Genomic DNA, 21,554 nt, shown 5'->3' with positions numbered 1-21,554 from the left:
AGACCAGAAAAATAAATTCAGCATAATAGCATCCTGATTAAAGATAAAAATGTATCTGGTATTTATCTATTACACAAGAAGCAGACTATAAATGAAATTCTTAAAAAACGGTCAGCGGAATATAATAATATATATATTCAAATGTTCGGGTAATTAGGGGAAATAATCGCATCTACAGGTTGAAAAAATGGCAGGTAAATATCCAAAGGGGATTCAGGCGCTTTTCTGCGCCTGAGGATAGATATTCGTCGTCTCTGTTTAACTATAAAATCTCAACCACTTCCAGCCAACCGTGCTGCCCGCAGACCGGGCTGCCTGTTAGCCAGCGGCGCAACATATCCAATGCCAGCATGGCGCTGCTCTCCTGCCGAGTCCGCAGACCATGGCGGCTGGCCTGATACCGCACCCGCTGAGCAAATGTTCCTTCCGGGGTATGCAGCACCACACTCAGGCAATCATTTTGCATCGCACTTACTGCCAATACTAGCTGGGCACCGCACAGCATCGATAGTGACTGGGCGCGGCTAGCAACCTCGGCTAATGTCTCCTGGCAATGGGCCGGTAGCAGCTCGCCGCCCACCAGCGGTACAGCCGCGCTCTGCAACTGCCAGTGCATTAATCCGCCGGTAAATTGCTCACTGACCGCCAATAATAGGCCGCGTTGTGTCAACTGCTCGGCCAGCAGTGCCGGTAAGCCCTGGGTGCCTTCAAATAGGGTGCTATCGCCCGCCACCGCCCTGACCTGCTGCCACAGCTGCTCCATCGCCGGGCGCGCCGCAGCAGGCCCGGTCAACTTCAATTCAATAATCGGGGCGGAGGAGCGATAACCCAGCACCACGCCCTCCGGCAGTGGCAGCGGATCTAGCTCTAGCGCCAGATCACTCTCTGAGCGGCCAAAGGTGGTCATCCGTAAGCACAATGGCGGTTCAGCGACATCAAAGTGCTGGCGTAAACGCGGCATAATCTGCTGTTCCACCATCACCTTAAATTCTGATGGCACGCCGGGGGTGAAAAACATCAAACATTTATTCAGCCGCAGCGCGAAGCCACAGGCCGTGCCGACCGGGTTATCCAGCATCTCCGCATTGGCCGGAATATGCGCCTGCTTGCGGTTGGTCGCCGACATCACCCGCCCGCGTTCGTGAAAGAAAGCCTCCATGCGCGCAATCCATTCCGGATGCTCAATCAGCTCCGTCCCGGCGGCGCGAGCGGCGGCCAATGCGCTCAAATCGTCACTGGTTGGCCCAAGTCCACCATTCACAATCAGCACATCCGCCACCTGGCTACGCTCTGTCAGCACCTCGATAAGTGCCGAGAGTGAGTCACCGACGGTCTCTCTGCTGCTGATCGGCAAACCCTGATTAAAAAAATAGTCCGCCAGCCAGGCGGCGTTGGTATCAATAATCTGCCCATGCAGCACTTCATCCCCGGTGCTCAACATCTCCACTCTGATCATTTTATTCTCCGTTGGTGCCCATGCGTTGCTACCCATAATCGTTACTTTATGAATCCCATCACTTAAACACAATCATTTCCCGCAGGGAGAGTCGATAACCACAATAGAGCGCTCTGCTTTTGCACTCGCAACGTCGTAACGATTTGTTTACACTGATCGTAACGTCGATTTGACACAAACAGGCCAATCCACTACCCTGCTGCACTCAATAATTCCAATAAATTGTCATTTAGTAGAGGAAAGCGTGAAGAATCGCACTCTGGGCAGTATATTTATCGTTGCAGGGACCACTATTGGTGCCGGCATGTTGGCAATGCCACTGGCGGCGGCCGGGGTCGGTTTTGGTGTCACCCTTGCCTTACTAATTTCTCTTTGGGTATTAATGTGTTACACCGCTCTGCTATTAGTTGAGGTGTATCAGCATGAGGCGGCTGATACCGGGCTTGGAACTTTAGCGAAGCGCTATTTAGGTCATCGGGGGCAATGGCTCACCGGTTTTAGCATGATGTTTTTGATGTATGCCCTGACCGCAGCCTATATCAGCGGTGCAGGTGAGTTGCTGGCTACCAGTATCAGCCAATGGACCCAGCAATCATTTCCCACCTCTCTTGGTGTCTTGCTGTTCACCTTAGTTGCCGGTGGCGTGGTTTGTATCGGCACACATTCAGTCGACCTATTCAATCGCATCCTATTTAGCGCCAAGATTATCTTTTTGATTGTGATGCTGGCCCTAATGATGCCGCATATCGAAAAAACCAACTTATTGACCTTGCCACTGGAACAGGGGCTAGCGCTCTCTGCAATCCCGGTGATTTTCACCTCATTTGGCTTCCACGGCAGTGTACCGAGCATCGTCAATTATATGGGTGGCAATATTCGTAAGCTGCGTTGGGTCTTTATTATCGGCAGCGCGATCCCGCTGATTGCTTATATCTTCTGGCAGTTGACCACCCTTGGGGCCATCTCCTCCCAGACCTTTGTCGGTATTCTGGCGCAGCAAGCTGGGTTGAATGGCTTATTACAGGCGGTGCGCGATGTTGTTGCCTCACCACATGTTGAGCTGGCGGTGCACCTGTTTGCCGATTTAGCGCTGGCCACCTCCTTCCTTGGCGTGGCGTTGGGGCTATTTGATTATCTGGCTGATCTGTTTAAGCGCCGTAACTCCGTGCGGGGCCGCCTGCAAACCGGCGCAATTACCTTTACGCCGCCTTTGCTGTTCGCGCTGTTTTACCCGCGCGGTTTTATTATGGCGCTGGGTTTTGCTGCCGTCGCTTTGTCGGTATTAGCTCTGATTCTGCCGGCGATGCTGGCGTGGAAAGCGCGTAATATCCATCAGGGAAGTTATCGAGTCTGGGGCGGGAAACCGGCACTGGCAGCGGTATTTGCCTGCGGCGTGGTGGTGATTGGTATTCAGGTAGGAATTGTCACCGGTGCATTACCGGCCGTCGGATAATTCAGGCCACAAATAAAAGGGCGCATATCCAGCAGGAGTGCGCCCTTTTATTTAATTAAAAATTAAGGCCAGCGCCGATATACACCCCATCCGCTACACGATTATCCCGCTTTCCTTCTTTGCCTTCCATATTGATGTAGCGATAGCCGACATCAACAGTCAGTGGGCGGAAGACATTCCAGCGCAGGCCGCCGTTGGCTTCGCTATAGGATTTCATGCCGCTGGTCAGCTCTTCCGGGGCGAAATAGCCCTCACCGTACAGGGTGAATGATTTGTTGATGGGGTAAGTTAGCCCGCCACCAATCGCGATGGCCCCGCCATTGCTGCCATCTTCCGGTGACATATAGATGCCTTTGCCGCCTACAGTCGCCATCATCGGGCCAATAGGGAGATTGAAGCCCAACCCCAGCCCATAGATATCACCGTCGTGATCACTGCGCGCCCAGTTACCACTGATCGCCAAACCACCGGTATTGGTTCCCATGCCAAAACCTAAATTGGTGTAATCACGGCCAGTTTCGGCGTTAAAACTCACAGCACTGGCGGAACCTGCCACTAACAGCAGGCTAGCTGCACACGCGATCAAATGCTTATTCATATTTTTCTCTCATTATTCGTGATGTCACCTGTGAGCAGATTGCCGCAAACAGGTCTCCCTACGTCGAGTTTAACCGAAAAAAACACCATAAATACACGTAAAAAACGATTAAATAACACAGTATTTCAAATGATTGTAAATACTCATTCAATTGAAGTCACCTATGTTGGCAATGGTAATGATAAGCCCCGCCTATTTGCTGAATGCGGTCAATAAGGCTACAACTAGTGTGGAGATCAAAGAATCACCCTCGGTTGTTGGTTAAATTATTATCTTGTCAATCAGGATTTTGGCGAAATCTAATGCTGTTAAACACCCGATAAATCAATCAATTCAATAGTGATAATGGAGAGGATGATGAGTAAAAAGAAAGGGTTAACTACCGCAGCGGGCGCGCCCGTTGTTGATAATAATAATGTCGTCACTGCTGGCCGTCGTGGCCCCATGTTACTGCAAGATGTCTGGTTCCTGGAAAAACTGGCCCATTTTGATCGTGAAGTGATCCCAGAGCGCCGCATGCATGCGAAAGGCTCCGGTGCCTACGGTACTTTTACCGTCACTCATGACATCAGCCAATATACCCGCGCCAAAATTTTCGCTGAGATAGGTAAACAGACTGAGATGTTTGTCCGCTTCTCCACCGTGGCCGGTGAGCGTGGTGCTGCCGATGCTGAACGTGATATTCGTGGCTTCGCCATGAAATATTATACCGAGGAGGGGAACTGGGATTTGGTGGGTAACGACACGCCGGTGTTCTATCTGCGTGATCCACTGAAATTCCCGGATCTGAATCACGTCGTGAAACGTGATCCGCGCACCAACCTGCGTAACCCTATCTATAAGTGGGATTTCTTCTCCCAGTTGCCCGAGTCCTTGCACCAACTCACCATCGATTTCAGTGACCGTGGCCTGCCAAAATCTTATCGCCATATGCACGGCTTCGGCAGCCATACCTTCAGTTTTATCAATGCCGACAATGAGCGTTTTTGGGTGAAATTCCATTTCCGCTGCCAGCAAGGCATTGAAAATCTTATGGATGATGAAGCTGAAAAACTGGTCGGCAGTGACCGGGAAAGCTCTCAGCGTGATCTGTACGAAGCCATTGATCGCGGTGATTTCCCCCGCTGGAATCTACAAATTCAGGTGATGCCAGAGCATGAAGCATCCCAGACCCCGTATAACCCATTTGATTTGACCAAAGTGTGGCCACACGGTGACTATCCGCTAATTGACGTGGGTTTCTTCGAGCTAAATCGCAATCCAGAAAACTACTTTGCTGAAGTGGAGCAATCCTCATTCAACCCAGCTAACGTGGTGCCGGGGGTGAGTTTCTCCCCTGACCGCATGTTGCAAGGCCGCCTGTTCTCTTACGGTGATGCAGCGCGCTATCGTTTAGGTGTGAACCATCATCAGATCCCGGTGAACAGCGCCAAATGTCCATTCCATAATTATCATCGTGATGGCGCGATGCGCGTTGATGGTAACAGCGGCAATGGCGCAACTTACGAGCCAAACAGTTTTGGTCTGTTCCAGGAGCAACCCGATTTCAGCGAACCGCCATTAACCCTGGAAGGGGCCGCAGATCACTGGAATCACCGCGAAGATAGTGATTACTTCTCACAGCCACGGGCGCTATTTAATCTGCTGAGTGCAGAAGAGCATCAGCGGATGTTTGCCCGCATTGCCGGTGAGTTGTCACAGGTTCCGGAGGAGATCCAACGCCGTCAGGTTGCATTGTTCAGTCAGGTGCATCCGGATTATGGTGATGGGGTGAGGAAGGCTCTGGGGTTAAATTAAGATTTTTTGTTTTGGTTGATAGTTGGTTTGGTGATCGATTAGGTGATTGGTTTGGTTGATAGTTGGTTTGGTGATCGGTTCGGTTGATAATCGATTAGCGGTCACCTCACCTCCGCAGCCTCAACCGAGTCGGGCCGCAGGGCGGCGGCCCAACACCCGCGCCTGGCGCGAAATATTGCCCTGCGGGTAAACCTCCCACGTCTTTCGGGCTGACGAGCCCGCGCGATGGGCATCCCTGCCCAAGCGCGCTTTTCGCGGGCGTCCTGCCCGCTCACTCTACCCTCCATCCTCGTCGGCAATATTCCTGATTGCGCTTAAGGTCAAAAAAGAAAGTCAAAATCAAAACCCTGTTTTTAGGTTTTGAAGTTAAAAGCACATTTGAGCTGCCGAGTGAAGAGAGTAGGCAAGGAAAACGGGCAGGACGCCCGTTTTAGGCGTCGCGCGGAGGGACCCGCGTAAAGCCGTCCGCCAGCCGAAACGATGATTGAGGGAACCCACGAAGTGGGCAAGCGATACGTGCGCTAGCGCACGGGTTCCAAGGGGGTTACGCGCTTGTAACCCCTTTGGCGGTTGAGGCGCGGGAGGCCAAGTGAACGCCGATTTCATGTCAACCGAACCGATCATCAAACCAATTATCAACCGAAACCAGATCCGATATCCAACAACCGAACCGATCATCAAACCGAATATCAACCGAAACCAGATCCAGCCACAAAATCAACCACCCCCCGCCTCGACACCTTAATCCCTCCCCCCTTCAGCGCCTCCGGCAGACGATAAAACGCCACTGGGCGCTGAAACACCGCCAATCGCGGCGCTAGCCAATCCGCCAAGGCCATATCATCCACGGTTTCATCGGCATCAATTACCGCCACTGGCCGGTGACCGAATTCACTGTCAGTGATAGGGACAACAAAGGCTTGCTGCACGCCGGGATACTGCAATAAAACCCGCTCGATATCCTCCGGCTGAATCCCCTCACCACCACTGAAAAACAGGTTATCCAGCCGCCCGATAATGTGTAGCTCGCCTTGCTGCCATTCACCACGATCACGAGTGTGAAACCAACCATCATCGTCGCATATTGGTCGTACCTGCCCCTGCTGCCAATAACCGGCGGCCAGGCAATCGGCTCTCACCCACACCTCATTTTCTACCAATTTGACCTCACGGCGCGCCAGTGCCGCCCCCACACCGGGCAGGCCGTCGGCGCGTTTGGCGCACACCGTAGAGGCCGCTTCAGTCAAACCATAACCGCACCAGCAGCGGATACCTCGAGCCTCGGCCTGTTGCGTCAGCTCGGTGGGGATCATCGCACCGCCCAGCAGCACCTCTTTTAGGGTTAACGCCGCGCCCTCACTCGCCAATAATCGCCATAACTGCGTGGGAACCAGCGAGGCGTGGCTGCATCCACTCAGTGCTGCTGCCAGCGGCACTCCCTCTGGCAGCACCAAGGTCGCACCAATACTTAACCAGCGCCACACAATACCCTGCCCTGAGACATGAAACAGCGGTAACGATAGCAGCCAGCTATCTGTTGGCGTGAAATCCATCAGCTGTAACACGCCATCCGCACTGGCTAAATGGGCCGCCGCGCTATGCAGTGCCGCTTTGGGTAGGCCAGAGGAGCCGGAGGTGAGTGTCATGGTCGCCAGCCGTTGGTTATCCCATGCCACGGGGTTAGCCCTACTCTGCGCCGCCGCACTATCCGTGCTCAGTGCCAGCGGTGTAAAAGCCAGGTGTGCCGATAAAGGAGCCGCCAGATTCAGCATAAAATCGATATTTAGCTGTGGTAACAGCTGTGCCAATAGCACCTCGGGGAGTTGCGGATTCAGCGGCAACACACGGGCGCCGCACTGTAACGCCGCCAGATACGCCAGCAACAGCGAGTAGCTGTTTTTACCCCGCACTACCACACCACTGCCGCAACTCACGCCCTGCTGTTGGAAAGTAGCGGCCCGATCATCAATTTCAGCCGCCAGTTGTTGCCAACTGATCGGCTGCGACCCCGCCCGTATGGCTATCCCTTGGGGGCGAAGATTGGCCCAATGTCGCCATGGAGAGACGGATTGCCACGGCCAATCATTCAGCTGCGCCATAGCACGTCCAGTTGATCCACTGTCATTAGCGGCAGGTTGCTCTGCGGCCATGGGCGCAACAACTGCGCTTGCATCAACTCCAGTGTATCCAGCCCCGGCACAGTGGATGGTGTCAGCCAGTGGGCCAGTCGCGCCAGTTGGGTCAGGCCCAGACTCGACTCAATGCTGGAGCTTATCACCGCGACCAAACCCGCCTGATGCGCTTGTTGCACCAGCTGTTGGCAGCGAGCAATGCTGCCCACCAGTGTCGGCTTGATCACAATTGCCACGACACCCGGCTCAGCTTCAACCTGAAAATCAGCTTCACGTACACTCTCATCCCAGGCAATGGCGATCCCGGTGTCGCGCGCAAATTCGCGGGATTCCGCGCGGCTCTTGCACGGCTCCTCCAGAAAGGCGATGCGCGAACGCAGCTCAGGATTGACATATTTGGCAAAGCCATCCGCTTTGGCGCGTGTCCAGCTACGATTAGCATCCAGCCGCAATTTCAGATCCGGCAGAGCTTCCAGCAGCACATTGACTATCATGCCGTCGCGCACCGCCTCATACAGCCCAACTTTTACCTTAGCGACTTTCTCACCCGGCAGCGCCTGTAGCACCGCGAACAGCTCATCGGGGTCCCCGGTACATAGCGGGGCTTTGCGGTAATCCGCCGCCAGTGGCAAGCTTTGATCCAGCTCCGCCAGTGCGCAGCTAAGACCGAAAGCCACACAAGGCAGCGCACCGAAATCCGGCACCTCGCCACTCACCCAGCTCTGTAGCCAGCTGGTTGCCGCCGTTTGTGCTTCAACCACGGTCTCCTGACTGAACTCCGGTAAAGGGGCTATCTCCCCCCAACCGATCTGCTCACCCTGCTGCAACTTCACCAGCAAACCATCGCGATTTTTCAGCCGCTGATGGCGCAGGATCACTCCCGCATCCATCGGTATGCTGTAGCGGTAAAGTGTGGCCGCGCGCATTACGGATTTCGCTTGAATTTGCTGAAGTCCGGCTGGCGTTTTTCGTTGAATGCGTTACGCCCCTCTTGACCCTCTTCGGTCATATAGAACAGCATGGTGGCGTTACCGGCTAGCTCTTGCAGGCCCGCCTGACCATCGCAATCCGCATTCAGTGCCGCTTTCAAGCAGCGCAGCGCCATTGGGCTGTTTTCCAGCATTTCACGGCACCAGCGCACCGTCTCTTTTTCCAAATCAGCGACCGGCACCACCGTGTTGACCAGCCCCATATCCAGGGCTTGTTTGGCATCGTATTGGCGACATAAGAACCAGATTTCGCGCGCTTTTTTCTGGCCAACAATGCGCGCCATATAAGCCGCACCCCAGCCGCCATCGAATGAGCCAACTTTTGGCCCGGTTTGACCGAAGATGGCGTTATCTGCCGCGACAGTCAGGTCACACATCATGTGCAGTACATGGCCGCCACCAATGGAGTAGCCAGCCACCATGGCGACTATCGGTTTCGGGCAGGTGCGGATTTGGCGCTGGAAATCCAGCACATTCAGGTGATGCGTGCCACTGGCATCCTGATAGCCGCCGTAGTCGCCACGAACCTTCTGATCGCCGCCGGAGCAGAAAGCTTTTTCGCCTTCGCCGGTCAAAATGATCACGCCGATATTGTCATCATAGCGGGCATCCGCCAGCGCCTGAATCATCTCTTTAACCGTCAGTGGGCGGAATGCGTTACGCACATGAGGGCGGTTAATGGTGATCTTGGCGATACCATCGCTGGATTTGTGATAGCGAATATCTTCAAACCCGGCGGAGCAATCTTGCCAATCGATGGCGGCATACAGTTGTTCTTCGCTCGGATAAAGCATAGTAAGCATTCCTTTAACGGGAGAGGGGTGAAAATGAAGATTGTGATAGAAACGAAAGAACCTGCGCGGCAAATGCACCGGGGTTAGCACGGTGAGCATTGTGTCCGGCGCGGGCCAGTGTGCGTAATGGCAACTTATGCTGTTCAGCCAATTGCTGGAATTTATGGTCGCGCTCCCCGCACAGATAGGTGTATGGGACGCGCAGGCGCTGCAAGGCGGGCAAGAGCCATGGCTGATGCCCCAATGAGGTCGCTTCGAGCATCTCAGCTACGGCGGGGCCGCTATTGTTGGCACGTAATAGCACCAATTGCTCGCGCTGTTGGGCGTCTAAATCCGCAAATACGGCTTGTTGATACCAGTCGGTTAGCACTTGCGGCAGAGGTTCCTGGCGAAAACGCTGCGCCCATTGGTGGTCGTTTTGTTGGCGCTGACGGCGCAACTCATCACTTTCCAATCCGAGGTTCCCCCCTTCGACCAATAGCCCCTGTAAGCCATGATGGCTACCATAGCAGGCGTGATACATCGCAATTCTGCCGCCTAAAGAGTAGCCTGCCAGCCAATATTCGCCAATGCCGTTAGCCTGCAATGTTTGCACTAACTGGCGGCTTATATCAGCAAAACCGCTGGTGGTCAGGGCGGCAGATTTGCCGTGACCCGGCAGGTCGACCAGCAGCGAGGGGGTGTCACCGCACAGCTCGGCAACGGGCAGCCAATCCTCACCACTGCCCAGCAGACCATGTAACCATACCAGCCACGGCCCGGCGTGTTGCTGTGTGGCAGATTGGGGATGAGCGGTGAGTTTACGGCAGGCAAGTGTCATAGCTGGGCCACCTGTTGCAGCAATTGTTGCACTGTTTCGGCCCCCTGACTTGGCGGCACCTCTATTTCGATCAGTGTCACACCACCTTGTAGCCAACACTGCTCGACCCGCTGCTGTAGCGCAAGCCAGCTCTCAGGGCGAGCATAATTTAGGCTGAACATAGCGGCGGCATGTTCAAAATTGACATTTTGCGGCATACAATAGAAACGCTGGCGATCAGCTTGTGGTGTCGGCAGCAGTGAGAAGATCTGCCCGCCATTGTTATTCACCACCAGCAGCACCATTGGCGCCGAACTTTGGCGCAATAACGCCAGCGCATTCAGGTCATAAAGGGCGGAGAGATCACCGACGATCGCCAGTGTCGGTTTGGCGGTGGCTCGCTGGACACCCGCCGCCGTCGATAGCAGACCATCAATGCCGCTGGCGCCACGGTTGCTGTAAACCGGATAGCCGACAGGCAGTTGGCCGAGCGCATCAATAAGGCGAACAATCAAACTGTTGCCGACAAACAGCTGGCCGTTTTCGGGCAATAGTGCCGCCAATTGATGCGCCACTGCCGCCTCGCTGAACTGATCGTTCAGCGCTTCTGCCACATGGAACTGCACTTTTTGCGACAATTCAATCAGTTCAGCAGCCCAAGGGAGACGGCGTTGCGCTGGATGCTGCTCCAACCACTCATTCACCGGTGAAATAATTCTGCGCCCACGGTGATTGGCCGGATCAAGGCGGCCCGGCAGATTATCCACCAGCCAATACTCTTGCGGCTGACACTGCGCCTGCCACTGCAACAGCCGTTTACCCGTCAGGCTGCTACCAAATTGCAGCACTACCTGTGCCTGATTCAGCACTTGCTGTGCATCCTGACGCCCTAGCCACAGATCTGCGCAGGGTAGCGGTTGGCCGGTTTGCGATAGTACATCGCCAATCAGCGGCCAGCCCAACAGCTCCGCCCACTGTGCCAGTTGTGCCCCCTCTTCTGCCGTCATGCGCCCGGCAATCACTACACCGCGTTTTTGCCGCCAGAAAAACCAATCAGGCTGCTGCATCTGCGGTTGATAGCGTGATTGTCGCAGCCACGGATGGCTATCTTGCCACCAGTCGCCCAGGGTGGCAGACCAATCGGCATAGCACTGCTCATCGCCGCCATAGAGCGGTTCAGCAAAGGGGCAGTTAATGTGCAGGCCGCCATGGTGTAATTGCGCCATCGCGCTATCGAGGGTCGCCACCAACCAGCTGGCGGCAATATCCGGCGTGGGTCGGGGCAGATTGATACTGACAGTGGGGTGGCTGGCAAACAGCCCTTGCTGGCGGATAGCCTGATTGGCACCGCAGTCGATCAATTCTGGTGGGCGATCGGCGGTCAGGAAGATCAGGCGCTCACCGGTTAGCCCCGCTTCGATCAGCGCCGGATAGAGATTGGCCGCCGCAGTGCCGGAAGTGACAATCACCGCCACCGGCTCAGTTGAGGCTTTCGCCAACCCGAGAGCCAGATGACCCAGACCGCGCTCATCAAAGTGGGTGTGGCAAACCAGCGCCGGATTCGCCGCCGCCGCCAAGGTTAGGGGTGTTGAGCGGGATCCGGGCGCAATACAGATATGACGCACGCCGTGGCGAGTTAACGCCTCCAGCAGCAATGCCGCCCAACGACGGTTAAAAATACTTGTCGACATGATTCGCCCAAAAGTCAGTTAACAGACACTACGACCCGACAGTCAGCATGAGGAGTGCTATCTATCCTCTGCAAGCCCGGAGTGGCTGAGTTAATGGTTAAAATCCTACCCTACGAGACCAAGAGATCGCCCTGAATAGCCTATTAGCCACAGTCTACACCTGGCATCAGGGGGCCACAATCCGCCCACATAACGAGTGCGGTTAATTGCGACATGTTAGGTTTTACTCTCTTGCTGACTATCGAGCAAGGTGCGCAATCCCGCCGATTTATGGTTAATCTCTTGCCACTCCAGCTCAGGGTCAGATCCCGCGACAATACCGGCACCGGCATACAGATTGACCCATTGATCCTCTAGCCATGCCGAGCGCAGGGTGACACTGAACTCTGACTGTTGCCGTGAAAGATAGCCCGCAGAACCGGCATACCAGCCACGGGAAAATGGCTCGTTCTCGGCAATAAACTGGCGGGCGATATTGCGCGGTAAACCAGCCACCGCTGCCGTCGGTTGCAGTCGTTGCAGGCAATCAGTATCACTGGCGCGATTGAGCTGCGCATGGATGCGGCGGCGCAGATGCTGCACTTTGCGCAATCGGATTATCTCTGGCGGCATAACATCCACCGCGACAACACCGCCTTGTAAGCGCTGGCAAATGTCATCAACCACCAGCAAATTCTCGCGCTGATTTTTTTCATCACCCATTAACCAGTCAGCCAGCGCCATAGCTTGCTGATGGTCATCATCATTAGAGGTCGTGCCCGCCAGAGCTTCCGTTTCCAGATGCCATTTCTGGCGCAAATAGAGGCGCTCAGGGCTGGAGCCTAAAAATGCCCGCTGAGTATCAAAGCGCAGCATAAAGTGGAAGCAGTGGTGGTTGACCTGGCGGCTAGCCGCCATAAAGGCGCAACAGGAGAGCGGTTTATCGAGAGTTAAGCGGGTGGCGCGCGCCAGAACCACCTTCTCCATCGCCTGCTGCTCAATGCTGCTCAGCGCCTGCTGAATCAGGCTGCGCCACTGTGGATACTCCGGTACATGGCTGGCATGTTGCACCTGAACATCCAGCGCGGGGAGCGGTTTGGCGGCGACCAGTTGATCGATAAAGGCGATAGCCAGTAGCGCATCTTGCTGTAGGGAGCAGTCGCTCACCAGATTGAGGGTCACGTGGGTACGGTTGCCACGGCGCAAAATTTCAATTCGTGGGAGAAACAGAAAACTGGTCTGCGTCTGTTGCAGCGCGCAAGCTTCGGTGACAGCGGAGGGGAGGACCAGGCTCACCGGCTCGAAGGCATTCAGCCCCCAAATCCGTAATCCCGTGGCATCACTGTTTTGCTTTATCAATTCATGCTGCTGGATAAAGGCATCCGCAGATTGCACATCGTTAAATTGGCGAGTTTGCCCACAGACCGCGGCCTCTTCATGGCCTTCACGATGGTGCCAATAGAATTGTGGGAAATGGCATTGTGCAGCCAGCCACTCCAAGAGTTGGCTCCCCACCTGACCCGATGCGGGCAAGATAATTTGCCGAATACCTGCCTGGTCAGGGAAACCGGCACGTAACTTCTGCCGTAATTCGCCCAACAAACCAGAAAGTTGTTTCACGACCACCTCGGCAAATCAACAGAAAGAGTGGGATTATACGGGCCGTGAATAATAATAAAAGTCTGATTCAATAGTTATTGTTAGTTATCACACTAATATTTGATATTGATGTTTTTATATACTCAACAAGGGGTATCAGCTGAGCATTGGTATTGGATGACTTATGCCCATGGTGGGATAAGCCCATCCGCTTAAGCCCCTATTGTGTTGCAATGGCGACATCACCAAGATCTTCGATATCCTGTGACTAGGAATATCACGAAGATATAGGTTACCTCCGTGATATTTGTCATATTAGTCATTTATTTACGTTATGCCGGAACAATACTCCATTGCTGCGTTTCGGTCAGCAATGCCACTAACGAATAGACATTTCCTGAGTATTTTAACTCACTCGCATTGGTCACGGTTTGGGCTAATACTTGCCCCATTTGAATACCCTGACCAGCGGCGATGAAATAGAGTGGTTCAGGTGTATAAATTTGGGTCGTATTGGTTAAGACTTGCTGCACAAAAGCCCCCTGCCCTGACATACCAATCCCCGTGGAATAGATATTGTTTGGCATGTTACTACCTTCAATAATCGTCAACTTGCCCGCTTGCCCACCACTCGACAGATTACTAAAGGTCGGGGTGTTATTTGCCGTGTCAAATGTCACCTGATTATTGCCTGTCGGATCAGCATTCAATACCGCGCCAGCCTCAAAAACTACCCCATCCGTCAGTGCACCCGTTCGCCCCCAGATAAATGAGTAATCAATTGACCATTTAAAAGTAAAAAAGCTATTAGGCGCAACTTTGAATGGCGAGGCCTGCCAGGCTAAAGAGAACACCTCCGAGGGTTGATTAGGCATTTTTTGATATAAATAGACAATCCAGGCCGATGGGGACTGATTAATAAATTTGACTTGGTAGGGGGTGCCATTAGATGAGTAGGTTGATAGATCGAGTGTATTACTCATAATAGATTCCTTATGATTTATATATTAACTATATTTAGCCACATTAAATAAAGGCTGTGTGAAGTCGATTCATTTATCATTAAGAATGAATCCCTATTTACTGAGTGAAAATAGCGCCATAGCGCCACAGCGGATATATCACTTCAAGTGCTAAATAAGATAAGACATTGAAAACAAACATTAGCTGACAAGGCACCTATGAGAGCACTTATGATTATCGCCGTCTAAATATGATAGAACATAAACAACCAAGTATTGTTACGCTACTGTTTATGGTTGGCGATATTATTAGAAGCGTGACTTACATCACGATATTTATTTGTTCGTTACACTTTCTCATTTAAATAAAATAGTATCATGTATATTAATTATAAATATTAGTTTATATACAATGACTACCTATATATTAAATTAAAAAACAATAATATTTTCACTATAAAAATGACCCACTAAATAGCCATTAATAATAAAGGGCAGAGATACCCCTGCCCTTTATATCGCGAGCGTGCTTGAGTTAGAACTCCCAGCGCAGACCGGCGTTCACCTGCCAGTTGGTATTGATGTCGCCGCCGGAAGATTTTTCCACATCAAGATAGAAGCGGGAGTTGTTATCTTCCGTTAACTGGATGTTGGTCCCCACACCGTAAGCTATCCAGCTATCTTTCCCATCTTGTTTAGAGACCAGTGTGGCATCTTTACCTTGAATAGTGACATTACGATCACCGGCAAACTCATGTAGCAAATCGGCTTTCAGATAAATATCATTATTGCTATTTTCGTCAAACCGATGACCTACCCGCACCCCAGCACGACCAATCACACTGTTGATATTATCCTGCTGGACTTTTAAGCCACTGCTCGTCGTGTAGTCGGCTTTATTAATGTGCGTGTAAACCAGTTGCCCTTGTGGTTCGATGAAATTACCACTACCGATTGAGAACTCACGACCATATTCCGCACTGGCACTCCAGGCCCCGTTACTGGCTGAACCATAGCCAGCAGTACCCAGTGTATTTTGGTAATCAAAGTTGCTCTTCAGGTGACTATATTTCAAGACCAAATCCACATAATCTTGTTTCTCTGGTCGATTCCATGAACCATAAATGCTCGCACCGTAGCTTTTGTTATCACCAGAACCCTGATCAAAGGTTGATTTACCATCCAGATAGTGGCCGGCCAAACCTGTTGTCCAAATGCCATTCTCATTTTCATCCTTATGGTCATAACCTAGCTGATAGAAATTGTAGCGGTTTTTAAAGTAGCTCCCCTCATGACTCTTTAACTCACCGCCTTTATAACGCAACCAGAGTCCATTCTCCTGTTGGTCACTCCTCAATTCACCTAATCGTTTGTTGAGATTATCAATTTCAATACGCGCAGTGGCTGTAGCATAGTTGACACTGGCATTCGCCAATGCGGTATCACTCCCGGCACTTAACTTTTTGTCAACGCCGGTGATATACCAGTTAGTACCGTACTGACTTACCGGGTCACCCTCTTTGATATCCGAACGAAGCAGAGGTTTATAGTCATAAACATATTCGTTGGTAATATCGATCTGATCGTATGCTTTAAAGCTGACATTATTGGCCGCATCTGCCACCCAAATATCTTCTCTCAGATCCGCCAATTTATTGACGTTCAAGGCTTCAATATAGTGAGTCCCACCGGTACTGCTGCTGACCACCTCAATAAAATCACTGCCATTCTTGCGTTGGTCATCAGTTTTGCTGGTATTGACATCAATCAGGAAAATACCGTCATTGCCTTTTAAGTCATAAATTTTGACACTTTCATTCTGACTTTTATTGGTATGAAGATTTAAACCATGCAAATTAACAACACCGTCTTTTTGCAGATTCAATGCACTGATCTCCGCATTTACCGCATCGGGTATCCACTGCGCTTTATTCATTAAAGTCACATCCAGTTTACCCGCCCAAGTATTAGTGGCTTCATTATAGGTATTGGCCTCAGTACCATGCCAATAGGAGTCACTGCCATTTAAGACGGCGGTAATGCTGCTGCCAGTCCCAAACTCACTCCCCAAGTCTAGGTTACCCAGTAAGTTAACTTGATAATTACCTGTTTCGTTAATGGTTACCTGACCGCCGCGCTTACCACTAACAGCATCACTTTTCGAACTACCACTGGGGTAAGTATCGTTTTGATTCAATGCCTCCAAAAAGTCTTTGGCGTAGGTGTTAATATAAACATCACCACTATTTGCAGTAATCGTTGAGCCGACCCCGGTCGCATACAGGCCATTATTGGCCACGGTGGTGTTGCCTGTCCCGCTGGTATCCATTTCGACAAGTGAATTAATATAAACTTTACCATTAATGGTCACCTCAGAGCCGTTAGAGACCATCAGCGCCGTACTATTGTGATGATGACCATCACCACCAATTTTCAGTTTATTGTCATAACTGAAGTTATTTAATGACACGGTGTTATTTTTATCGACAGCCAAACCAAAAAAAGCGGTATAGGGATTGTCGACAGTATTCTGTCCATTAATCTCGACGGAATAATCCCCAATATCGTATGCTTTATTGGCAGTCTCTGTTTGGCCAAGATAAATCTCAAGACTGCTACTGGGATTATCGACATTTACCGTGGCTTTATAATTGCCATCTCCTGATATAGCATCAGATAATGCCACAGATGACGGGCCGGAAATTGCAGATGAATAGGTATATTTACGTTCTTCCGCAATACTAAATCCAGGCAAAAGTATATTACTGATAATGGTTGATAAAAGTAATGGACGAAATAATTTAGATGCACACGACAAACTATGCATTTATATAACCTCCCATTATTAAAACATAATACAAACACCCCACTAACATTTATTAAATAATGAACTCATTCTACCTGCGACAAAGCAAATGGAATCAGAAACAAAATATAGATTAATAAATGTGCGGCTAGGATTATTTATAAAAAAAGCACCATGTCAATTACGCGCAATCGTTTATTTAAATAACTTTACACTTCTTAGCGTATTCCTAACACTTGCCGCCATTATATTATTTTTATTCACTTACCTTGCAGTTTATCTTTTACAAAATAAAAACGACCCATTTAAGGGCCGATAATAAAATTGAAATAATTTTAATTAAGTCGTTACGAAAATAGTTATTTCGCTAAAATAGTAACTCCTCGAAAATATTTTAGCGCCGCGCCAGTAATAGCCCGACAACCAAGCCGACAGTCGCGCCAATTCCCACGCTACACCAGGGTTTTTCGTGGACATAATCATCAGTACAGCACGCCAGTGCTTTCGCCCGTTTGATATAGCATTCATTGCGGCCACTCAAACGGCTCTTTACCTCCTTTAATGCTCTCTCCGCTCTGGCCTTGATCTCCTGATAGCTCTCATCTGCGGCATCGCCCGAGGCGCGCAGCACCTCCTCCAGGGTATCAGTCAGCATCGTCAGATCATCATCCAGCGAGGTTTGCTGTTCTTTATCTCGATTCATATGCGTACTCCATGAGTGAAAAAAGGGCATCTCATCAGTATAGTCGAAATGACTAAAAACGAATGCAGCACGCCCCCTGTTCTGCCCCAGTCACTTGTTCCCGTAGCGCGCCAAATAGCTCACGGCCACATCCCACATGGAACGCCGAGATATCCGGCAGTGTTGGGTGGCGTGCTGCCAATTCAGCTTCATTCACCAGCAAAGCAAGCTCGCCACTGACACCATCTACCCGCACTCGATCACCATTACGGATTTTTGCCAAGAGGCCACCACAATAGGCTTCAGGAGTCACATGAATGGCTGACGGCACTTTACCTGAGGCACCGGACAGTCGGCCATCAGTGACCAGCGCTACCTTAAAGCCGCGATCCAACAACACCCCTAAGGGGGGCATCAGTTTATGTAGCTCCGGCATACCAATGGCCCGTGGCCCTTGATAGCGCACCACCACCACACAGTCGCGGTTCAACTCGCCGGATTCAAAGGCGGCCCCGACATCATGTTGACTGTCAAACACCACCGCCGGCCCCTCAATAATCTGATGATCACAAGGAACCGCCGAGGTTTTCATCACTGCCCGCCCCAGATTACCGCTTAATACTTTGGTGCCACCGTGGGCCGAGAACGGCTGGGCGATACTGGCAATAACCGAGTCATCCAGTGAGTGCTGCGGCCCGCTGCGCCATTGCAACTGCCCATTATCCAGATATGGTTCCTGCGTATAACGATGTAGACCAAACCCCGCCACGGTGTGGACATCCTCATGCACTAAACCGCCTTGCAGCAGCTCTTTTATCAGTAGGGCAACCCCGCCGGCGGCTTGGAAATAGTTGATATCCGCCGGGCCATTGGGGTAGATCCGGCATAACTGTGGCACCACCTCCGATAACTCGGAGAAATCATCCCAATCAATAATAATGCCCGCCGAGCGCGCCATCGCCACCAGATGCATGGTGTGGTTGGTCGAACCACCGGTAGCCAATAGCGCCACCATGCCGTTGACCACCACTTTTTCATCCACCAATTGCCCCACTGGCAGATAATTACCACTGCTTTCAGTCAGTCGTGTCACTTGCCGCGCCGCGGCGGCAGTGAGCGCATCGCGCAGTGGGGTGTTGGGTTGGATAAAAGAGGAGCCGGGCAAATGTAGCCCCATCACCTCCATCACCATCTGATTGGAGTTGGCGGTGCCGTAAAAAGTACAGGTGCCAGCGCTATGATAAGAGGCGGATTCCGCCTCCAGCAAGGCGTGTCTGTCCACTTTACCCTCCGCAAACAGCTGGCGAACCCGCACTTTCTCTTTATTGGACAGCCCCGTAGCCATTGGCCCGGCGGGGACAAAAACTGCCGGTAAGTGGCCAAATGACAAGGCGGCCATCAGCAATCCTGGCACAATTTTGTCGCACACCCCGAGATAGAGTGCGCCATCAAACATATTGTGTGACAGGCCGATGGCCGCTGACATGGCGATAACATCGCGGCTCATCAGCGACAGCTCCATACCATCCTGCCCTTGTGTCACGCCGTCACACATCGCCGGGACACCACCCGCCACCTGCCCGACGGCACCGACCTCATGCAGTGCCTCTTTCAGTTGTTGCGGGTAATATTCATAAGGCTGATGAGCAGATAACATATCGTTATAGGAAGTAATAATGGCAATATCGCTGCGCACCATGCTCTTTAGCGCCGCTTTATCTTCCGGCTGACAGGCGGCGAAGCCGTGAGCCAGGTTGCCGCAGGCCAGCTGTGAGCGGTGGACTGTATTCTCTTTTGCCGCGCTGATACGTTGCAGATAGGCCGTGCGGGTCGGTGCAGATCGTGCAGTAATACGCTGCGTGACACGGGTGAGAGTCGGGTTCATCGCCACTCCTTATTCGCTCAGGGGAGCCAAAAGCTCAATACTGCCCGCAGGCAAGCCGATAAACTCCGCCAGTACCTGTAACAGTAAATTGTGATCATCCAAATGTGGCGCGCCGGAAACATTAACGCTGCCAATAATTCCCGCCGGTTTAACCTGTAGCGGAAAACCACCGCCCAGCGCGGCATAGTCCCGCAGGCTAACCCCATAGCGAGCTTCCAGCGAGGTTTGGCGCTGTTGTAGCATCAATCCTGCGGCATAGGAGCTGGTATTCAGCAGCTCCACCACATTGCGCTTACGCCGCAACCAGTCATGATTCTCGGCGCTGGTGCCGGGCATGGCATAGCTGAATAAGGTTTGGCGATTGACGGTGATATCGATAGCCAATGCCGCACCTTGCCGTTCCGCTTGCCGCTTTATTTTCTCACCTAACTGCCAGGCGATTTCGTGATCGAAATGCATCAGTTGTAATTGTTGCTGATGCTGTTGGCAGGCAATGAGTTGCTGCTGTAAATTCATGACACTCTCCGGTGATAGACCGCAGGCGGTAGCAGGGTATCCAGCCGATACCGCCTGGCGGATTTAAGCGCGTTTAGCCTTGACCAGCCCTTTACCCGCGATAGCCTTGCCCTGCGTTTTAACTTCAACATCGCACTCTTTTGGCAATGTCAGGGTAATCAACCCGGCAATAATCAAGGAGCCTGCTAACATGCAAACCGCCGCACTCTGGCCATAGAAGAAGATCATCACGCCGACCAGATAGGGGCCGCAAAATCCGCCGAGATTACCTAAGCCATTGATGACACCCCGTGCGCCACCGGCCACTTCTGGCACGGCAATGCGCCCTGGGATAGACCAGAATGGGCTGGTTGCGGCTTTGAGGAAGAAACCACACACCACCAGCGCCAGATAGGAGATCAACACGTTATGGCGGAAAATCACCGAGGTCACCAGACCGGCGGCGAAGCAGAACAGTGAAATCATAATCAGCAGGCGGCGTTTACCGGTTCTATCCGACAGGGTGGAGATGGCATAAATCCCAGCGGTAGTGGCAATAAACGGCAGAATCGCCAGAATACCGACCGAGGCCATATTACCGCCGGTCAGATTTTTCAAAATAGTTGGCAGCCACAGGGTGTAGCCATAATCCCCGGTTTGATAAAAGAAGTTCAGCGCCACCAGTTTCATCAGCCCTTTATTCAGGAACACGGCTTTTAATGGGGCATTGGTCACCGGCGCATCAAGCATCCGCTCTGCGCGTTCCCGTGACAACTCAGTGACCAGATAGTCGCGCTCTTTTGCCGATAGCCATTTCGCCTCTTCAGGGCGGTCACTGATAACAAACCACCACATCACCAGCACGATGGCGGACAGGGAGCCTTCAAGGAAGAACAGCCAGCGCCAGTCGAGTGCATTGATAATAAAGCCGGACAGTGGCGCGGTGAACATGCCACCGATGGGGGCGAACATCATGACGAAAGCATTGGCGCGGCCAATTTCACGCTCCGGGAACCAGTTACTCACCATGGTCAGGACCACCGGTAGCATACCGCCCTCAGAGACCCCCAGCACAAAGCGCAGGAATAACAGTTGATAATGGTTGGTGACAAAACCGGTCAGAATCGAAACAACAGCCCAGACCGCCAGAGAATAGGCAATGAATTTTCTGCCGCTGCCATGTACCGCAATACGGCCACCCGGCACTTGTAAAAATAGATAACCAATAAAGAAAATACCGCCCGCTAAGCCGGCCATTTGGCTGGTAATCGCCAGATCACTCTCCATACCGCCAGGTAGCGCAAAACTAATATTGACCCGGTCCATAAAAGAAATAATACAAGCAATCATTATTGGCACAATAACGCGGAACCAACGGGCATTAGGGATCTTACTGTCCATATAAACACGCCTCATGATAATAGCTAAGCATTACCC

16 protein-coding genes are annotated in these 21,554 nt (G+C 51.9%); 2 read left to right on the top strand and 14 right to left on the bottom strand.

The window, feature by feature from the left end; all coding sequences use genetic code 11:
* Positions 1–262: 262 nt before the first annotated feature.
* The gene (locus HRK25_RS12790; protein WP_005279741.1) at positions 263–1,456 is read right to left on the bottom strand and encodes a nicotinamide mononucleotide deamidase-related protein YfaY; all 1,194 of its coding nucleotides are present in this window, start codon (positions 1,454–1,456) and stop codon (positions 263–265) included.
* 244 nt (positions 1,457–1,700) lie between these two features.
* Here HRK25_RS12790 and tyrP point away from each other — a divergent pair, with 244 nt between their 5' ends.
* On the top strand, positions 1,701–2,909 hold the full coding sequence (gene tyrP / locus HRK25_RS12785) for a tyrosine transporter TyrP (protein WP_005279743.1): 1,209 nt from the start codon (positions 1,701–1,703) through the stop codon (positions 2,907–2,909).
* A 55-nt stretch (positions 2,910–2,964) separates the two neighbouring features.
* Here the strand turns inward: tyrP and HRK25_RS12780 are convergent, their stop codons facing one another.
* Positions 2,965–3,507, bottom strand: a complete 543-nt coding sequence (locus HRK25_RS12780; RefSeq protein ID WP_005279745.1) for a YfaZ family protein — start codon at positions 3,505–3,507, stop codon at positions 2,965–2,967.
* A 357-nt stretch (positions 3,508–3,864) separates the two neighbouring features.
* Here HRK25_RS12780 and HRK25_RS12775 point away from each other — a divergent pair, with 357 nt between their 5' ends.
* Complete coding sequence (locus HRK25_RS12775; RefSeq protein ID WP_173361781.1) at positions 3,865–5,304, top strand: catalase; 1,440 nt, start codon at positions 3,865–3,867, stop codon at positions 5,302–5,304.
* A 689-nt stretch (positions 5,305–5,993) separates the two neighbouring features.
* Here HRK25_RS12775 and menE read toward each other — a convergent pair.
* The 12 genes from menE to HRK25_RS12715 form a co-directional block, all read right to left on the bottom strand.
* Positions 5,994–7,403, bottom strand: a complete 1,410-nt coding sequence (menE, locus tag HRK25_RS12770) for an o-succinylbenzoate--CoA ligase (RefSeq protein ID WP_032898280.1) — start codon at positions 7,401–7,403, stop codon at positions 5,994–5,996.
* Positions 7,391–8,362, bottom strand: a complete 972-nt coding sequence (gene menC / locus HRK25_RS12765) for an o-succinylbenzoate synthase (protein ID WP_005276345.1) — start codon at positions 8,360–8,362, stop codon at positions 7,391–7,393. Before menC ends, menE begins: the two co-directional genes overlap by 13 nt.
* Entirely contained in the window at positions 8,362–9,219 is an 858-nt protein-coding gene (menB, locus tag HRK25_RS12760; protein ID WP_032898281.1) for a 1,4-dihydroxy-2-naphthoyl-CoA synthase, read from the bottom strand. Before menB ends, menC begins: the two co-directional genes overlap by 1 nt.
* 13 nt (positions 9,220–9,232) lie before the next feature.
* Positions 9,233–10,039 carry a 2-succinyl-6-hydroxy-2,4-cyclohexadiene-1-carboxylate synthase gene (menH, locus tag HRK25_RS12755; RefSeq protein ID WP_032898282.1) on the bottom strand — a complete coding sequence of 269 codons (807 nt, stop codon included), beginning with the start codon at positions 10,037–10,039 and terminating at the stop codon, positions 9,233–9,235.
* The gene (gene menD / locus HRK25_RS12750) at positions 10,036–11,709 is read right to left on the bottom strand and encodes a 2-succinyl-5-enolpyruvyl-6-hydroxy-3-cyclohexene-1-carboxylic-acid synthase (RefSeq protein ID WP_005276348.1); all 1,674 of its coding nucleotides are present in this window, start codon (positions 11,707–11,709) and stop codon (positions 10,036–10,038) included. Before menD ends, menH begins: the two co-directional genes overlap by 4 nt.
* A 216-nt stretch (positions 11,710–11,925) precedes the next feature.
* A complete protein-coding gene (menF, locus tag HRK25_RS12745; protein ID WP_005276350.1) occupies positions 11,926–13,308 on the bottom strand; it encodes an isochorismate synthase MenF in 1,383 nt (460 codons plus the stop codon).
* Positions 13,309–13,619: 311 nt separating this feature from the next.
* Positions 13,620–14,270 carry a hypothetical protein gene (locus tag HRK25_RS12740; RefSeq protein WP_005276351.1) on the bottom strand — a complete coding sequence of 217 codons (651 nt, stop codon included), beginning with the start codon at positions 14,268–14,270 and terminating at the stop codon, positions 13,620–13,622.
* 514 nt (positions 14,271–14,784) lie between these two features.
* Entirely contained in the window at positions 14,785–17,076 is a 2,292-nt protein-coding gene (locus HRK25_RS12735) for an autotransporter family protein (RefSeq protein ID WP_005276352.1), read from the bottom strand.
* A gap of 373 nt (positions 17,077–17,449) precedes the next feature.
* Positions 17,450–17,758 carry a stress response protein ElaB gene (elaB, locus tag HRK25_RS12730; RefSeq protein WP_005276354.1) on the bottom strand — a complete coding sequence of 103 codons (309 nt, stop codon included), beginning with the start codon at positions 17,756–17,758 and terminating at the stop codon, positions 17,450–17,452.
* Positions 17,759–17,810: 52 nt separating this feature from the next.
* Positions 17,811–19,622, bottom strand: coding sequence for a phosphogluconate dehydratase (edd, locus tag HRK25_RS12725; RefSeq protein ID WP_032898284.1), 1,812 nt, complete (start codon positions 19,620–19,622; stop codon positions 17,811–17,813).
* A 9-nt stretch (positions 19,623–19,631) separates the two neighbouring features.
* Positions 19,632–20,138 (bottom strand): heme-degrading domain-containing protein, encoded by a 507-nt coding sequence (locus HRK25_RS12720; protein ID WP_005276360.1) that lies wholly within the window; start codon positions 20,136–20,138, stop codon positions 19,632–19,634.
* A gap of 63 nt (positions 20,139–20,201) precedes the next feature.
* Positions 20,202–21,518 carry an MFS transporter gene (locus HRK25_RS12715; protein WP_005276362.1) on the bottom strand — a complete coding sequence of 439 codons (1,317 nt, stop codon included), beginning with the start codon at positions 21,516–21,518 and terminating at the stop codon, positions 20,202–20,204.
* Positions 21,519–21,554 lie beyond the last annotated feature (36 nt).

Origin of the sequence: Yersinia bercovieri ATCC 43970, from assembly GCF_013282745.1 — a bacterium.
Taxonomy (GTDB): Bacteria; Pseudomonadota; Gammaproteobacteria; order Enterobacterales; family Enterobacteriaceae; genus Yersinia; species Yersinia bercovieri.
Note: the sequence above shows the minus strand (reverse complement) of the source record. Positions and strands in the feature narration are given on the sequence as shown.

Bases quoted from the DNA above. Each gene is read 5' to 3' on its own strand.
- HRK25_RS12790 (WP_005279741.1), bottom strand. From the start codon at position 1,456: ATGATCAGAGTGGAGATGTTGAGCACCGGGGATGAAGTGCTGCATGGG.
- HRK25_RS12735 (WP_005276352.1), bottom strand. From the start codon at position 17,076: ATGCATAGTTTGTCGTGTGCATCTAAATTATTTCGTCCATTACTTTTA.
- edd (WP_032898284.1), bottom strand. From the start codon at position 19,622: ATGAACCCGACTCTCACCCGTGTCACGCAGCGTATTACTGCACGATCT.
- menH (WP_032898282.1), bottom strand. From the start codon at position 10,039: ATGACACTTGCCTGCCGTAAACTCACCGCTCATCCCCAATCTGCCACA.
- menE (WP_032898280.1), bottom strand. From the start codon at position 7,403: ATGGCGCAGCTGAATGATTGGCCGTGGCAATCCGTCTCTCCATGGCGA.
- menD (WP_005276348.1), bottom strand. From the start codon at position 11,709: ATGTCGACAAGTATTTTTAACCGTCGTTGGGCGGCATTGCTGCTGGAG.
- HRK25_RS12775 (WP_173361781.1), top strand. From the start codon at position 3,865: ATGAGTAAAAAGAAAGGGTTAACTACCGCAGCGGGCGCGCCCGTTGTT.
- HRK25_RS12715 (WP_005276362.1), bottom strand. From the start codon at position 21,518: ATGGACAGTAAGATCCCTAATGCCCGTTGGTTCCGCGTTATTGTGCCA.
- menB (WP_032898281.1), bottom strand. From the start codon at position 9,219: ATGCTTTATCCGAGCGAAGAACAACTGTATGCCGCCATCGATTGGCAA.
- HRK25_RS12780 (WP_005279745.1), bottom strand. From the start codon at position 3,507: ATGAATAAGCATTTGATCGCGTGTGCAGCTAGCCTGCTGTTAGTGGCA.
- elaB (WP_005276354.1), bottom strand. From the start codon at position 17,758: ATGAATCGAGATAAAGAACAGCAAACCTCGCTGGATGATGATCTGACG.
- HRK25_RS12720 (WP_005276360.1), bottom strand. From the start codon at position 20,138: ATGAATTTACAGCAGCAACTCATTGCCTGCCAACAGCATCAGCAACAA.
- HRK25_RS12740 (WP_005276351.1), bottom strand. From the start codon at position 14,270: ATGAGTAATACACTCGATCTATCAACCTACTCATCTAATGGCACCCCC.
- menC (WP_005276345.1), bottom strand. From the start codon at position 8,362: ATGCGCGCGGCCACACTTTACCGCTACAGCATACCGATGGATGCGGGA.